Source organism: Chitinivorax sp. PXF-14, from assembly GCF_040812015.1.
In the GTDB taxonomy this organism is placed as follows: Bacteria; Pseudomonadota; Gammaproteobacteria; order Burkholderiales; family SCOH01; genus JBFNXJ01.
Genome location: NZ_JBFNXJ010000010.1, coordinates 110,894 through 124,633, shown reverse-complemented (window position 1 = coordinate 124,633; position 13,740 = coordinate 110,894). Strand labels below are relative to the sequence as shown.

The 13,740-nt window shown below is 65.9% G+C and carries 9 protein-coding genes and 1 pseudogene; 4 read left to right on the top strand and 6 right to left on the bottom strand.

What is annotated here, in order from left to right:
- Window positions 1-64 precede the first annotated feature (64 nt).
- Window positions 65-994 (bottom strand): sulfate adenylyltransferase subunit CysD, encoded by a 930-nt coding sequence (cysD, locus tag ABWL39_RS13340; protein WP_367791884.1) that lies wholly within the window; start codon window positions 992-994, stop codon window positions 65-67.
- 560 nt (window positions 995-1,554) lie between these two features.
- Between cysD and ABWL39_RS13335 the strand changes: the two genes are divergently transcribed.
- Window positions 1,555-2,736 (top strand): esterase/lipase family protein, encoded by a 1,182-nt coding sequence (locus tag ABWL39_RS13335; protein WP_367791881.1) that lies wholly within the window; start codon window positions 1,555-1,557, stop codon window positions 2,734-2,736.
- Window positions 2,737-2,963: 227 nt separating this feature from the next.
- Here the strand turns inward: ABWL39_RS13335 and ABWL39_RS13330 are convergent, their stop codons facing one another.
- Window positions 2,964-3,539, bottom strand: coding sequence for a DUF924 family protein (locus tag ABWL39_RS13330; RefSeq protein ID WP_367791877.1), 576 nt, complete (start codon window positions 3,537-3,539; stop codon window positions 2,964-2,966).
- A 2-nt stretch (window positions 3,540-3,541) separates the two neighbouring features.
- Complete coding sequence (locus tag ABWL39_RS13325) at window positions 3,542-4,186, bottom strand: glutathione S-transferase family protein (protein ID WP_367791874.1); 645 nt, start codon at window positions 4,184-4,186, stop codon at window positions 3,542-3,544.
- 223 nt (window positions 4,187-4,409) lie between these two features.
- On the opposite strand from ABWL39_RS13325, the gene ABWL39_RS13320 reads away from it, so the two are divergent.
- Together ABWL39_RS13320 and ABWL39_RS13315 are read left to right on the top strand one after the other, a co-directional pair.
- Window positions 4,410-5,150 (top strand): hypothetical protein, encoded by a 741-nt coding sequence (locus tag ABWL39_RS13320; RefSeq protein ID WP_367791871.1) that lies wholly within the window; start codon window positions 4,410-4,412, stop codon window positions 5,148-5,150.
- A 186-nt stretch (window positions 5,151-5,336) separates the two neighbouring features.
- Window positions 5,337-6,410 carry an Hpt domain-containing protein gene (locus ABWL39_RS13315; RefSeq protein WP_367791868.1) on the top strand — a complete coding sequence of 358 codons (1,074 nt, stop codon included), beginning with the start codon at window positions 5,337-5,339 and terminating at the stop codon, window positions 6,408-6,410.
- Window positions 6,411-6,419: 9 nt separating this feature from the next.
- Here the strand turns inward: ABWL39_RS13315 and ABWL39_RS13310 are convergent, their stop codons facing one another.
- Complete coding sequence (locus tag ABWL39_RS13310; protein WP_367791865.1) at window positions 6,420-8,123, bottom strand: SulP family inorganic anion transporter; 1,704 nt, start codon at window positions 8,121-8,123, stop codon at window positions 6,420-6,422.
- Between the two features lie 116 nt (window positions 8,124-8,239).
- On the opposite strand from ABWL39_RS13310, the pseudogene ABWL39_RS13305 reads away from it, so the two are divergent.
- A pseudogene (locus ABWL39_RS13305) lies at window positions 8,240-9,099 on the top strand (MBL fold metallo-hydrolase).
- 122 nt (window positions 9,100-9,221) lie between these two features.
- Here ABWL39_RS13305 and pulA read toward each other — a convergent pair.
- Together pulA and ABWL39_RS13295 are read right to left on the bottom strand one after the other, a co-directional pair.
- Entirely contained in the window at window positions 9,222-12,281 is a 3,060-nt protein-coding gene (gene pulA, locus ABWL39_RS13300) for a pullulanase-type alpha-1,6-glucosidase (RefSeq protein ID WP_367791863.1), read from the bottom strand.
- Between the two features lie 288 nt (window positions 12,282-12,569).
- Window positions 12,570-13,604, bottom strand: a complete 1,035-nt coding sequence (locus ABWL39_RS13295; protein ID WP_367791860.1) for an AraC family transcriptional regulator — start codon at window positions 13,602-13,604, stop codon at window positions 12,570-12,572.
- Between the last annotated feature and the right edge of the window lie 136 nt (window positions 13,605-13,740).

Below are 13,740 nucleotides of genomic sequence, written 5' to 3'. Positions count from 1 at the left end.
CCCGGACTCCGCTACGCGCCATCCGGGCTACCGTGGGTCGGGCTAGAGCCCGATCCGCGCTGGGCTAGAAATAGCCTTCCATCTTCTTTTTCTCCATCGAGCCGGCCGAGTCGTGGTCGATCACGCGGCCCTGGCGTTCGGAGGTCTTGGTCAGCAGCATTTCCTGGATGATCTCGGGCAGCGTCGCGGCGGTCGATTCGACGGCGCCGGTGAGCGGGTAACAGCCCAGCGTGCGGAAGCGCACCGATTTGTTCTGGATGCGGGCTTTTTCTTCCGCGCTCAGGTACTGCAGGATGCGATCGTCGTCGATCATGATCAGCGTGCCATCGCGCTCGATCACCGGGCGCTCGGCCGAGAAATACAGTGGCACGATGTCGATGTTCTCGAGGTAGATGTATTGCCAGATGTCGAGCTCGGTCCAGTTCGACAGCGGGAAGACGCGGATGCTCTCGCCCTTGTCGATCTTGGAGTTGTAGATGTTCCACAGCTCGGGGCGCTGGTTTTTCGGGTCCCAGCGGTGGTTCTTGTCGCGGAAGGAGTAGACGCGCTCCTTGGCGCGTGACTTTTCCTCGTCGCGGCGCGCGCCACCGAAGGCCGCGTCGAACTTGTACTTGTTGAGCGCCTGCTTCAGGCCCTCGGTCTTCATCACGTCGGTGTGCTTGGCGGAGCCGGCGGTGAAGGGGTTGATGCCGGCCTTCACGCCTTCTTCGTTCACATGCACGATCAGCTTCCAGTCGTGCTTCTTCGCCATTTCGTCACGGAACTTGATCATCTCCTGGAACTTCCAGGTGGTGTCCACGTGCATCAGCGGGAACGGCGGCTTGCCCGGATAGAAGGCCTTGAGCGCGAGGTGCAGCATGACTGCCGAGTCCTTGCCGATCGAATACAGCATCACTGGGTTTTCGAATTCGGCCGCGACTTCGCGAATGATATGAATCGACTCTGCTTCCAATTGCTTGAGGTGAGTCAGCCTCGTGTCACTGATCAGGGTCATACGGGGCAAGCGTTCCGCCAATTAAGTCCAAATTAACAAGTGCTTAGTGCGACAGCGCCACACCTCGCAAATTTCCAGTCCGCCACTGTAACCGATCATGCGCCATCAACAAAGAATGCTTTTGCATATGCATATGACGCCAGTGCGTCGAGGCACGGCGGTTGCCAAGCCGTGCCGGCCCCGATGTGCGAAAACGATCCGGCTGCCGTATGCAGGCTGTCGCGCTGACGGCGACGGATTGGCATGCGTTTGACGGCACGTCTGGAAGGTGGCCTCCCATTAAAAAATTAGAGCAATGGCACTAAACATGAGCTTGATATTCAATGGGTTTTCCCGAGCGCGCCGAGTGCGAACGGGGAGAGGTCGCCGACACATTTATGTAATATTTCGCATGCAAACACCGTAACGCGATGATTAATAAGCGAAAACAAAGTCAATATTTGTTCGTTTTGTCTTGAGTTAATACTCTAACCTGATTAAGCTGTGTTCACTTTCGCGCAAGTCGAGAGCGTCATAACAACATTATCGAAGAGAACACATCAAGGTCAGGAGGAGTGAACATGAACAAATGGTTGAATGCATTACTGGTGGCGGGCGCGCTGATCGTGCCGGTGGCGCAGGCGGCAAATGATGATCCCATCGTGCTGGTGCACGGTTTTGGTGGCTGGGGCCGCGACGAGGTGTTCGGCTACAAGCACTGGGGCGGCACGCTCGACCTGCAGGAATACCTGAAGGGCCAGGGTTACATGACCTACACGGTGGCCATGGGCCCGACCAGCTCGAACTGGGATCGCGCCGTCGAGGCCTACTATCAGATCAAGGGCGGGTGCGTGGACTACGGTGCCGCCCATGCCGCCAAACATGGTCATGCCCGATATGGCCGTTGCTACTCGGCGCTCGACCCGCAGTGGGACAGCACCCACCGCATTCACCTGATCTCGCACAGCCAGGGCGCGCAGACCTCCAATCTGCTGATCGAGCTGCTGCGCAACGGCTCGGCCGACGAGCGCACGGCCACCGGCAACGGTACGGCAGAGCTGTTCATGGGTGGCAAGGACTGGGTCCGCTCGAACACCACGATAGCGGGCGCCAACAATGGCACGACCTTTGGCAGGCTGACCAACTTCAACGAGTTCGCCAAGACCTTGCTCAAGGGCGTGGCGGCCTTCCTTGGCGCATCCGGCGCGGAGGGCCTGCCCTACGACTTCAAGCTCGATCAGTGGGGCCTCAAGCGCCAGCCGGGCGAAACCCAGGCCAGTTACTGGAACCGCGTGTGGTCTTCGCCGATCTGGCGCAGCAAGGATGTCGCGCTGTACGACCTGAGCCCGGAGGGTGCTGCGGCGCTGAACCAGTGGGTGAAAACCTCGCCCGAGGTCTATTACTTCTCCTACACCAGCGGCACCACTTTCAGGGAGCTGTTCACCGGCAACCAGCTGCCGGACCTGAGCACCAACCTTGTGCTGGCGCCGTTCGCGGCTGGCATGGGCGCCTACCGCAACTATGGCAGCGCATGGCTGCAGAACGATGGCGTGGTCAACACCTACAGCATGAAAGCGCCATTCGGCGCGCCGCTGGTCGACTACAACGGTACGGCGGTGAAGGGTAAGTGGAACTACCTGGGCTTCATGCAGGCGGACCACTGGGACGTGATCGGCAGCGGTGACTTCCTGCGCAACCTGACGTCCAACGACTACCTGCGCAATTTCTACCTGACCCAGGCCAAGCGCCTCAAAGCGTTGTAAGCGCACGCGCCCCGGCGTGCGTCGCCCAGCCGTGCTGCCCGATTCCCGTCTTGGGCGGCACGGCTTTTTCCTTTCGGTGCTCATTGCAGCTTTTCGTAACGGCAGGCCGTATCGTCCAGCGCATCGAAAATGCGCTCACCCGCCTTGCGCACTGGCGGGCCTTGAGCCGGCGCCTGGCGTGCCATGGCAGGGAGCCCTGCCCGGCCTGATGCGACACCGCCGCACTGTCAGAACGACGAGCCGGGCTCGGCCAGGAAGGCCAGCTCCGTAGCACTCGATTGCCGGCCCAGGGCGTGGTTGCGATGCGGGAAGCGGCCAAAACGCTCGATCACGGCCTGGTGCCGCAGCGCGAAATCGAGGTAGCCGTCGTCGCCCGGCTCGGCCGCCAGTTGCCTGAACAGCGCCACCGAGCGCGCCTGGGCGGCCAGGTCTTCGGCATGCTCGAAAGGCAGGTAGACGAAAGCGCGCTGCACCGGCAGCAGTGCGCTGTCCCAGCCCCGTTCCAGCATCTTTTCGGCGGCGGCTCGCGCGGCCGCATCGGCGGCGAAGGCCCGCGCATCGTCGCGGAACAGGTTGCGCGAGAACTGGTCGAGCACGACGATCAGCGCCAACAGCGTTGTCGGCCCGGCCTCCCAGCCGTCGAGCTCGCCCGCCACGGCCTGGCGATGCAGCTCGCCGAAGCGGCGGCGGATCTCCGCGTCGAACGCCGCATCCTTGCGGAACCACTGTGGCCGGGCCTGGCCGTAGCCGGGCTCAGCGGCCGGGCCGAACCAGAAATCGAGTACTGCCTGTGCATCGGTCATGATCAAGCCTCGCGCCAGTGCGGCGGGTAGGTCGCGGCAAAATACGGCAGCGCCTCGATGCGCGCCTTCCATGCCTTGAGCCGTGGGCCCATGGCCGCGCTCACGCCGAGGTCGGGATGGCGCTTCTGCTCGACGCGCAGCGCCAGCGCGAGGATCGAATACAGTGCGAAATCAGCCGCCGACAAGGGGCCGGCGAGGAAGTCCTGGCTCAGGCAGCGCTCGAAATAGGCGAGCTCCTTGCGTATCGCCGCGCAGCCGGCATCCACCTTGACCTGGTCGGGCAGCCCCTGTTTCCACAGCAGCTCGCCCAGCACGGACTCGACGGCCTGGTCGAGATAGTTGTCGACCTCCTGCACCAGCCGCCGCACCGTGGCGCGCTGCTTAGCGTCGCCGGGGAACAGCGGCGTGTCGGGGTAGGCCTCGTCGAGGTATTCGACGATGGCCGCCGATTCGAACAGCACGAAATCGCCGTCGACAATGGTCGGCACCTTGCCGCGCGGATTGAGCGCGAGAAAACTTGGTCGTTGCAGGTCGCCCTCCGAGAAGCTCAGCATGCTCAGGCTGTAGGCCACGCGTTTGTGCTCCAGCGCCAGCCACACGCGCCAGGAAAAGGGCGAGCCCGAGCCCGCGTAGAAAGTCAGCGACATGGTGAATCTCCTGTTGGATAGGGGGCTTGCCGGCGGGCAGCGGCGGGGCTGCCCGTGGCCATGACGACGGGTGTGACGCGCTGTCGCCGGGCTGGTTCCCCAGTATAGGCCATGACGTATGCGGCCGGCGGGCAGCTGGGCGGCATCTGGTCTAGAACTCAATCAGAGCCTGTGCCGATCGGGCCCGACCGCCTGTTGATTTCGGCGCAAGAAGGAGACCGCCGTGAGCGACGATGCCCCATCCCCCGCGCCGCGCGAGGGCCTGTTCACCAAACACTCGGCGGCGATCCTGACCTTTGCGGCATCGGCGATGACGACGGTGTTCTCCTATTCGCAGTTCAAGATCGCCGAGATCGAGAAGGCCAAGGCCGAGGCGGTGGCACAGACGCAGAAGGACAAGGAGCTGGAGCTGCAACGCATCAAGGATGAGCGCGACTGGCAGCTCCGGCTTGGCGATTTCCTGCTGAAGAACAAGGCGCAGATCTTTTCGAGCGAGGAACATGATGTGCGGCAGATGCGCGCCGTGATCCTGTCGACGTTTCCGCCGGAGATTTCCGCCCGCCTGCTCGATGGCCTGATGCGCGACAGCGCGACGCCGGACGCGACGCGCGAGAGCTGGCAGGAGGCCCGCCAGCTGTCGGACGAACAGCTCAACGCCAGGACCACGGTTTACGTGCAATATGTGGCAGCGCGCGACCAGCCGCGCGTCAAGGCCATCATCGACAAGCTGCGCAAGCGGGGCTACAAGGTGCCTGGCAGTGAAAAGGTGACGGTGCCCGTCAGCGCGGCCGAGGTGCGCTACTACTATGACAGTGACCGCGAGGCGGCCAGCACGATGGCGGTGTGGCTAGGCCAGGAGCTGGAGAGCCAGGGCATCGTGCCGCGCGTGCAACGCCTGGAGCGGCTCGCCGACAAGACCACGCCCGGCATCGTGGAAATGTGGATACCGGCGCTGAACCCGTAACCGGCCGCCGGCCACCCGTAGCGTGAAAGGATGCATGGAAATCGCCCCAGACTGTTTCGCCCGGGCCCGCCGCCGTGCTGGCATGGCGCTGCGCCAGCCGGCACGGCACTTGGCTTGCCATGCCGCGTTGCCCGCCAGCCACTGCGGGCGCATCCAACCACCGTTTTTTGCCTGAAAAGCCCAGACATGGAAGACCAAGACGTCGATTACGAACTGCTGCCGGACGCCATAGACGAGGTCAGGGAACACCTGCCGCTGCTCGAACACGACCTGCACCAGCTCGTGCGCCTGCCCGGTGCCGTCGACCTGGTGGCGAGCGCGTTCCGCCACATGCACACGATCAAGGGGGATTTCGCCTACTGCCGCGCCAACCGCATCGCCGAATTCGTGCATCGGCTGGAGGACGTGCTGCAATGCCTGCGCGTGCGCACCTTCGAGTGCTCGGCGCTGGTGGCGGAGGCGCTGCTGCAGAGCATGGACCAGGTCGGCGAGATGATGCAGGCACTCGCTGACCGGCGCAGCTTCGACGAAGGGCGGCGGCTCGCGCTGATCGAGTTGATCGAGCAGCTGGCGCGGGCCAAGGCCCAGCCCGAGGCCGACGATGCGGCACGCGAGATACTCACGGCCGCCCACGATGAATGGCTCGGGCTGGCCGACGAGTCGGCGCAGATGGCGTCACCGCTCCCCGACAGCCAGGCGCGCGCGTTGGTGCTCGGCCGACAGCTCGCCGCCGCCCTGGCCGAGCGCCACCCTGCCTGGCACGACCGCGTGGCCTATCAGCTCAAGCTGGTGCTGGCGTTGAACCAACGCTACCGGCGCGCCTGCCACCCCGATGCGCTGACGCTCGCTGTGCACTGGCACGACGTGGGCCTGCTGGCCGCGCCGGAGCGCGTGCTCGGCGGCACGCCGCTGCCCGGCTCCGGCGACTGGCTCGGCTACATCGGCCATCCCGCGCGGGCGGCCGAATGGCTGCTGACCGTGGCGCCAGACTGCGAAGAGGCGGCGCTGATCGTGCGTCAACACCACCAGTGGGCCAACGGCAAGGGCTTTCCGCCCGACCCGCAGCGCCGGCCCCTGCATCCCGGCGCGCAGATGCTCGCCTGCGCCGACCTGGTGTACGAGCGGGTCAGCGGGCTGGCCGGCGAGGATTATCGGCGGGGCGTGCTGCGCGCAGTGTTCGAGGTCAACGGCGGGCTCGATACGCGCTTCGATGCGGCCTTGATCAACGCCTTCCAGGCCGTCGCGCGCGAGCTTGGCTAGCGGGCGGCTTCAGATCGCGTAATCGTGCGGATGCGCACTGCCGAGCGCGGTCATCGCCACATGGGTGGAGAGAAAGGCATGCCCGGCCAGCTCGGCGAGAAAGCCGCTCTGCTTGAGCTGATCCATCACCGGGCCCTTGACCTCGGCCAGATTCAGCGTCACGCCTTGCTCGCGCAGGCCCCGGTTGAGCTCCCTCAGCCCTTGCAGCGCGGAGATATCGATGGTGTTGACCGCCGACAGCACCAGCAGCAGATGGCGTGCCTGCGGCTGGCCGTTGAGCATGGCGGCGAGCTGCGCGCGCACGATGCCGATATTGGCGAAATACAGGCTCTCGTCCACGCGCACCGCCAGGATCTGCGGCGTCGTCTCCGCGCGATGGCGCAGGATGTTGCGGTAGTGCTCGCTGCCCGGCACGCGCCCGAGCTCGGCCAGGTGCGGCTGGCTGGTGCGCCAGATGAACAGCAGCAAGGACAGGCCGACGCCGAGCAGCAGGGCATCGACGACGCCGAAGGCCAGTACCCCGAGCCCGGTGCCGGCATACACCAGCGCCTCGCGCCGATCGTAGCGCCAGGCCAGCTTGAGGATGGACAGGTCGATGAGCTGCAGCACGGCGATCACGATGGTACAGGCCAGCACCGCCAGCGGCAGCGTGGCGAACAGCCATGTCGCCAGCAGCAGGATCAGCGCCATCCACAGCGCCGCCAGGATGCCCGCCAGCTGGGTTCTGGCGCCGGCCAGCTCGTTGGCGGCCGAGCGGCCGAAGCTGGCCGATACCGGAAAGCCGGCGGTCAGCCCGGCTGCGGTGTTGGCTAGGCCGAGCGCGAGCAGCTCGCGGTTGGCATCGACCGACTCGCGGCGGCGCAGCGCCAGTGTCTGTGCGATCGAGTAGCTATCGATGAAGCCGACCACGCTGATCGCCAGCACGGCAGGCCAGATCGAGGCCAGCGCCGACCAGTCGGCATCCGGCCAGCGCAGCGGCGGCAGCCCCGGCGCCAGCGTGCCGACCTGTTTGACCGGCAGGCCGAACCAGGCCACCACGCCGCCGGCGAGCGCCACCACGGCCATCGGCGACGCCTTGGCGACCAGATCGGCCACCTGTGGCGACAGGCCGGCGCGTACCAGCAGCGGCTTGAGCCCGAGCTTGCAGGCATACAGCAGGGCCAGCGCGGCCAAGGACAGCCACAGTGCGGTCAGGTTGAATGCGTCGGCATGGCGCCACAGCCCTTGCACGATGCCCATGGCGGTAGCGGCGTGGCTTTCCACGCCGAGCAGATGCGGCAGCTGCGCCAGCAGGATGAGCAGTGCCGAGCCGCTGACAAAACCGCCGACCACCGATTGCGACAGGAAGTTGGCGAGAAAGCCGAAGCGCAGCCAGCCGAACGCCAGCCGCAGCACGCCGGAGACCAGCGCGATCGCCGCCGCGAGCGCGGCATAGCCGGCCGCACTGGGCGCGGCGACGCTGGCCAGCGCGGCCGTGGTCATCAGCGAGGGCAAGGCTGCGGGCCCGACCGAGAGCGTCGCGCTGGTGCCGAGCAAGGCATAGAACAGCACCGGCACGATGCTCGCGTAGAGCCCCGCCTGGGCCGGCAGGCCGGCCAGCAGCGCGTAAGCGAGCCCCTGCGGCACCAGGAAAATGACCAGCGTGGCGCTCGCGACCAGGTCGTGAGGCCAGTCGGCGCGGCGGTAATGGCGTAACCAGCTTGGCAGGATCATGGGTCTAGCGGCGCGGTGGCGCGTCGGCCGTGGCGCCCGATGGCGTGCGGCGTGATGGATGGAGAGGGTGGGCTGACATTACACTGGATTATAAATTGAAGTCCGGAGGACATAGCATGCCCGCGCATATCGACGCCTTCTTCGACCCGGCCACCTGCACCATCAGCTACCTCGTCTACGATCAGCCAGGCGGCCATGCGGCGGTGATCGACCCGGTGCTCGACTACAACCCCAAGTCGGGCCGCACGCATAGCGAGATGGCGCAGCGCATCGTCGATGCCGTCGGCGAGCAGCGCCTCACGGTCGACTGGATACTCGAAACCCATGCGCATGCCGACCACCTGTCCGCCGCACAGTGGCTCAAGGCCCGCGTGGTGGCCGCGTTGGCATCGGCGAGCCGATCCATACCGTGCAACGCGCCTTCAAGGCGCTGTTCAATCTCGGCGATGACTTTATCGCAGATGGCTCGGCATTTGATCATCTGTTCCACGACGATGAGCGGTTTCAGGTCGGCGAGCTCGAATTCACGGCGATGGCCGTGCCGGGCCATACCGCCGCCGATGTTGCATACCGGGTCGAGGATGCCGTGTTCATCGGCGATACGCTGTTCCTGCCCGATGTCGGCTCGGCCCGCTGCGATTTCCCCGGCGGCAACGCGCATACCCTGTACCGCTCGGTGCGCCGGCTGCTGTCGCTGCCACCCGAAACGCGCCTCTACATGTGCCACGACTATCCGCCGAACGGCCGCAGCCCGCAATGGCAGGCCACGGTGGCCGAGCAGCGCGCGGCCAACATCCACCTGCGTGACGGCATCGGCGAGGACGAGTTCGTCGCCATGCGCAGTGCACGCGACCGTACGCTCGACATGCCGGTGCTGATGCTGCCGGCGATCCAGATCAATATCCGCGCCGGGCACTTTCCATTGCCCGAGGCCAATGGCGTGGCCTACCTGAAGATTCCGCTCGACAAGCTCTAGGCGCGTGGCCCGGCTGGCGCCGCTACCCCAAAAAAAAACGCCCACGAGGGGCGGTCAAGACGGGATCGACCGGGGCTGGCGCTGGCCAGCCCCTCTCGACAGGGGTTATCAAACAGTGGCTATCAGTTGGCGACGAACACCGCCACGCTGCGTGCCGGGATGCTGATGCTGCCGTTGCTCAGGCTGGCGCCCTTCACCACCGCATCGCTGCCGGCTGCCAGCACCGGGTGCAGGCTGTAGGTCCTGGCCTTCAGCGCATCCACGTTCAGCGTGTGGGCGGCCTTGTCGGCGTTGGCAACCACCACCACGCTGCTCCAGACGGCGCCGGCGTAGCCGCTGCCGTCGATGCTTTCGACCACCACGCCGGGCACCTGCGACGGGCCGTTGTTATGGAACGCGACACGGTTGATCACGTCGCTGCCGCTACGCAGGCGGAACAGCGTCGAGCTCTTGCGGACGGCCAGGAAGTCGCGGAACACATCGCGGCTGGTGACGATCTCGCCCGCCCCCATCTGCAGCAGCGGGTTGGTCAGCAGCGGCCGCATCAGGTCCCAGCTGTCGCTGTTCTTGTCGGCCACCGGCAGGCCCACGCCGAAGTTGTTGGCGGAATAGTCCCAGAACAGCCGGTTGAACCAGTCGCCCGAGTTGTAGCTGTCGCGGTCCAGCGATTTCGAGCGCAGCAGCTCCTGCCCGGCATGGTAGAACGGGATGCCTTGCGACAGCGTCAGGATCGCCGTGCCGAGGTTCTGCACGCGCACCCGGTCGGCCTTGCTGGTGGTTTGCGGCAGCTTGTAGGCGTTGATGTCGAACAGCGTCTGGTTGTCGTGCGCCTCGATGTAGTTGATCGACTCCTGCGGGTCGGCCGTGTAGCCGGCTTTCAGGTCGAAGTAGGCAAGCTCGCTGCCCTTCTTCGCGGCGCCGTCCTTGTCGGTCAGCACGTAGTCGCGCAGCGTGCCGGCCATGCCGAGCTTGACCAGGTCCGTCAGGTGCAGCAGGTCGTCCCTGGTCTGCGTGCTCTGGCCGTTCGGGTCGAGGTAGACGCCGTTGGCGAAGCCCTGGCCCCTGAACAGGCTGGCCCCGGTGTCGCAGCAGCCGCCGCCACGGATCGCGTCACGCAGGCGATCGTTGAAGGTGCCGTAGCCGGTGCCGGCCATATTATCCTGCGCCGCATGCTTGAAGCGTGCGTCGTTGGCGACCTCGCCGAAATTCCAGCCTTCGCCGTAGTAATACAGCGAGCGGCCGGCGGCGGCATCGGTGTCGCTGCGCAATTGCAGCATCGCGTCGAGCGGCAGGTGGCCCATGATGTCGAAACGGAAGCCGTCGACCTGGTATTGCGTCGCCCAGGTCTTCACCGAGTCGATCATCAGCTTGGCCATCATCGCGTTCTCGGCGGCGGTATTGGCGCAGCAGGTGGAGTTGAAGATCGCACCCTGGTTGTCGAGGCGGTAGTAGTAGCCCGGCACCACCTTGTCGAGCACCGACTTGTCGTCCTGGCCGGCGGCGAAGGTGTGGTTGTAGACCACGTCCATCGTCACGCGCAGGCCGGCGTCGTGCAGCGCCTTCACCATCTGGCGGAATTCCTTGACGCGCACGCGGCCGTTGCCGGCATCGCTCGCGTAGCTGCCTTCCGGCGCCGTGTAGTGGTACGGGTCATAGCCCCAGTTGAAGCAGTCCGTATCCTTGGCGGCCGAGACGGCGGCCTGCTGCTGGTCGGAGTCGGCCGCCGCATTGGGCACGCTGGGCGAGGTGCAGCCGGCCTCGTTGACCGAGGCGATGTCGTACACCGGCAACAGCTGAACGTGCGTGAGCCCGGATTGCTGCAGCAGCTTGAGGTGCTTCATGCCGTTGCTGGTGCTGTCGGTGAACGCCAGGTACTTGCCCTGATGGGCCGCCGGCACGGTCGCATCGTTGATGCTGAAGTCGCGCACGTGCAGCTCGTAGATCGCGATGTCCTCGGGCGCGTCGAGCGCCGGCACCGCATGGCCGTCCCAACCCGTGGGTTTCAGGCTCGCATCGGCCAAGTTGGCGACGAAGCTCCGCTGGCTGTTGGCGTTGAGGCTGAGCGAATACGGGTCGGTCACCGTGTTGCTGACTACCGTGTTGCTGGCGGCGCGCGAGAACACGTTCACGGTGTAGGTATAGTAGGCCGCGTTGCTCCAGCTCGCGTCGGCGGCGGTGTAGCTCCACACACCGCTGCTGCCGTCTTCCACCATGTCCACGCTGACGGCGGCGCCGCTCTCGGGGAATACATTGAGCTTGACCGACTTGGCCGTCGGCGCCCACAGCGCGAAGGTCGGCGCATTGCCGGCGCCGAAGCTCACGCCCAGCGTCTTGCCCCGGGCCGCCGTCGCATAGAGCGCGTCGAGCACGCCTGCGGCCTGCAGCGAGGTGGCCTGGACCACCTTGCCGCTCGCGTCGAACTGGGCGACGACGAGCTGGCCCTTGAGGCGCGGCTTCAGCGTGGCAGCCGAGCCGTCGGCCAGCGTCAGCGCGGTGGCGCTGGCGAGGTAGGGATACTTGCTCTTGAGCGCGTCGGACAGGCCGCCGGCGACCTGCAGCGCGACCGCGCCATCCGCCCCGGTGACGCCTTCGGCCTTCGCGCTGATGCCGCCGTTGGCCGCGTAATAGAGCTGGTAGCTGGCACCGCTGGCCGGCGCGCTGGGCCAGGCGATGGTGGTGGTATCGAGCCACATGGCCCTGGCCTGCCCCAGGCTGCCGACGCTGATCGCCGGCTGCTGGTCGTACACCGTGCAGTCACCCTCGAGCATCCAGACTTCCTGGCCCTTGCTGGCGATGTCGGATTTGAACGTCGCGTGCTGGTCGCTGCCGCAGTTCTTGTTGCCGTTGCCGTCGATGACGAGGAAATCCAGCTTGCCCGCCGACACATTGAGCGGGATGTCAACATAGGCGCCGAAGCCGTCGCTGCTGGCGAACTTGATGCGATCGCCGGGCCATGCCGTTTTCGGCGCGAGCGGGCCGCTCCACGAGTACACACCCCAGTCGGCCGTGTCGTTCTGGGTACGGTGGAAATGCACGCGCATGGTCGCGGCGGCAATGTTTGCCGTGCCGGCCGGCGACGAGGCGCCGTCGGAGCCCCCGCCACCGCCGCACGCGGCCATCAGGCCGGCTGTCAGCGCCGCCGGCAGCCAGCTGCCGAGCCTACGCCAGTGTTGTGAAATCATGTCACCCTCCTTCGAATATGGCTCAGATAGTGCGCGCTGTGGGGTACGAGCGATGATTGCCACGGTGCGTGGGCCGCCGGATTGGAATGGTTATGGGCGGCGGGCCCGCCGGCCTCACCGGGCAAACGGGATGCGGATGCCTCCCGCATGGCGAAGGATTGTACTTTTGCTCTAAATGGGCGAATTGATATTTCGTGCGACATCGCCAACACCGCTGGCTGGCGACTATTCACGCGGCCATCGGCGGCATTGGCCGCGCGGGTCCGGCGTCTGGCGCGTGTAGTTGTGCTACCGCCGGGCCCGCGCCGGCACGTCGATGCGCTGCCGGAACTGGCGCGGCGACATGCCTTTCCAGCGCTTGAAGGCGAGGATGAAGCTGGAGGCCTCAGCGAAGCCGAGCCGTGCCGCGACCTCGTCCACCGTCATGCCGTCGTGGCTCAGCAGCTGTTCTGCGACCACTTCGCGCACCTCGTCGAGCAGCGCGCGATACGAGGTGCCTTCTGCCTGCAGGTGGCGGCGCAGGCTGCGCGAGGTCATGCAGAACTCGCGCGCGGTCCGTTCCATGTCGGGAAACGGGTCGGCGGGTTGGTACAGCCGCTCGCGCACGCGTGCCGCCACACCGGCCCGGCGCTGGCGGCGGTCGAGCAGTTGCTGACACATCGCCTCGCACATCCGGGCGGTGTGCTCGTTAGCCTGCGGCAGTGGCAGTTCGAGCAGCGCGGTATCGAGCGTGGCACCGTTGAACGGTTGCCCGAACGCGGGGACGATGCCGAGCAGGGCCTCGAAGCGCTCCGCATAGTCGGGCCGGGCAAAGCGGAAATAGGCGCGCCTCAGCGGCATGGGAAGCGTAAAGACATCATCGAGTATCGTGCGCAGCGCCGCCGTGTCGCGCTCTACCAGGAACTGGCGCACATCGGGCGGCACCTCGCTGTCGTCGAGCAGCAGCGTGGTTTCGTCGCCATGCTCGAGCAGCTCGATGCGGTTGAAGGCAAAGGTCAGCTTGAGATAGCGCAGCGCCAGCCGGGCCGCCAGCCGCAGGGTCGCTCTGCTGATCAGCGCGAAGCCCCACAGGCCGTAGGCGGTCAGGTGGTAGCGCGAGCCGGCTTCGAGCCCCAGCGCCGGTACGTGGCCGCAGCCGCGCAGCAGGTTGCGCACCACCTGCAGCTCCTGCGTGGCTTCGACCTCGGTCGTCGACAGCTGCAGCTGTTCGGCGTCGAGGCCGGTGCCGGCGAGCACGGCGTCGAGCGCCATGCCCTTGTCGCGCGCCAGGTCGGCCAGGATCTGGATGCTATTGGCGCTGCGGCGAAAGTCCCAGTAAGGCACGGTGGTTCCCGAGGAGAAGATGTCCGAAATTATAGATTAGCTTTCCGGCTGCGCCATCCACATTTGCCGCGGCTGCCGGTAGCCTTGTCCGACAATCACAAGCGCTGGCCAGACGGCGCGGAGAACACAAGGAGCA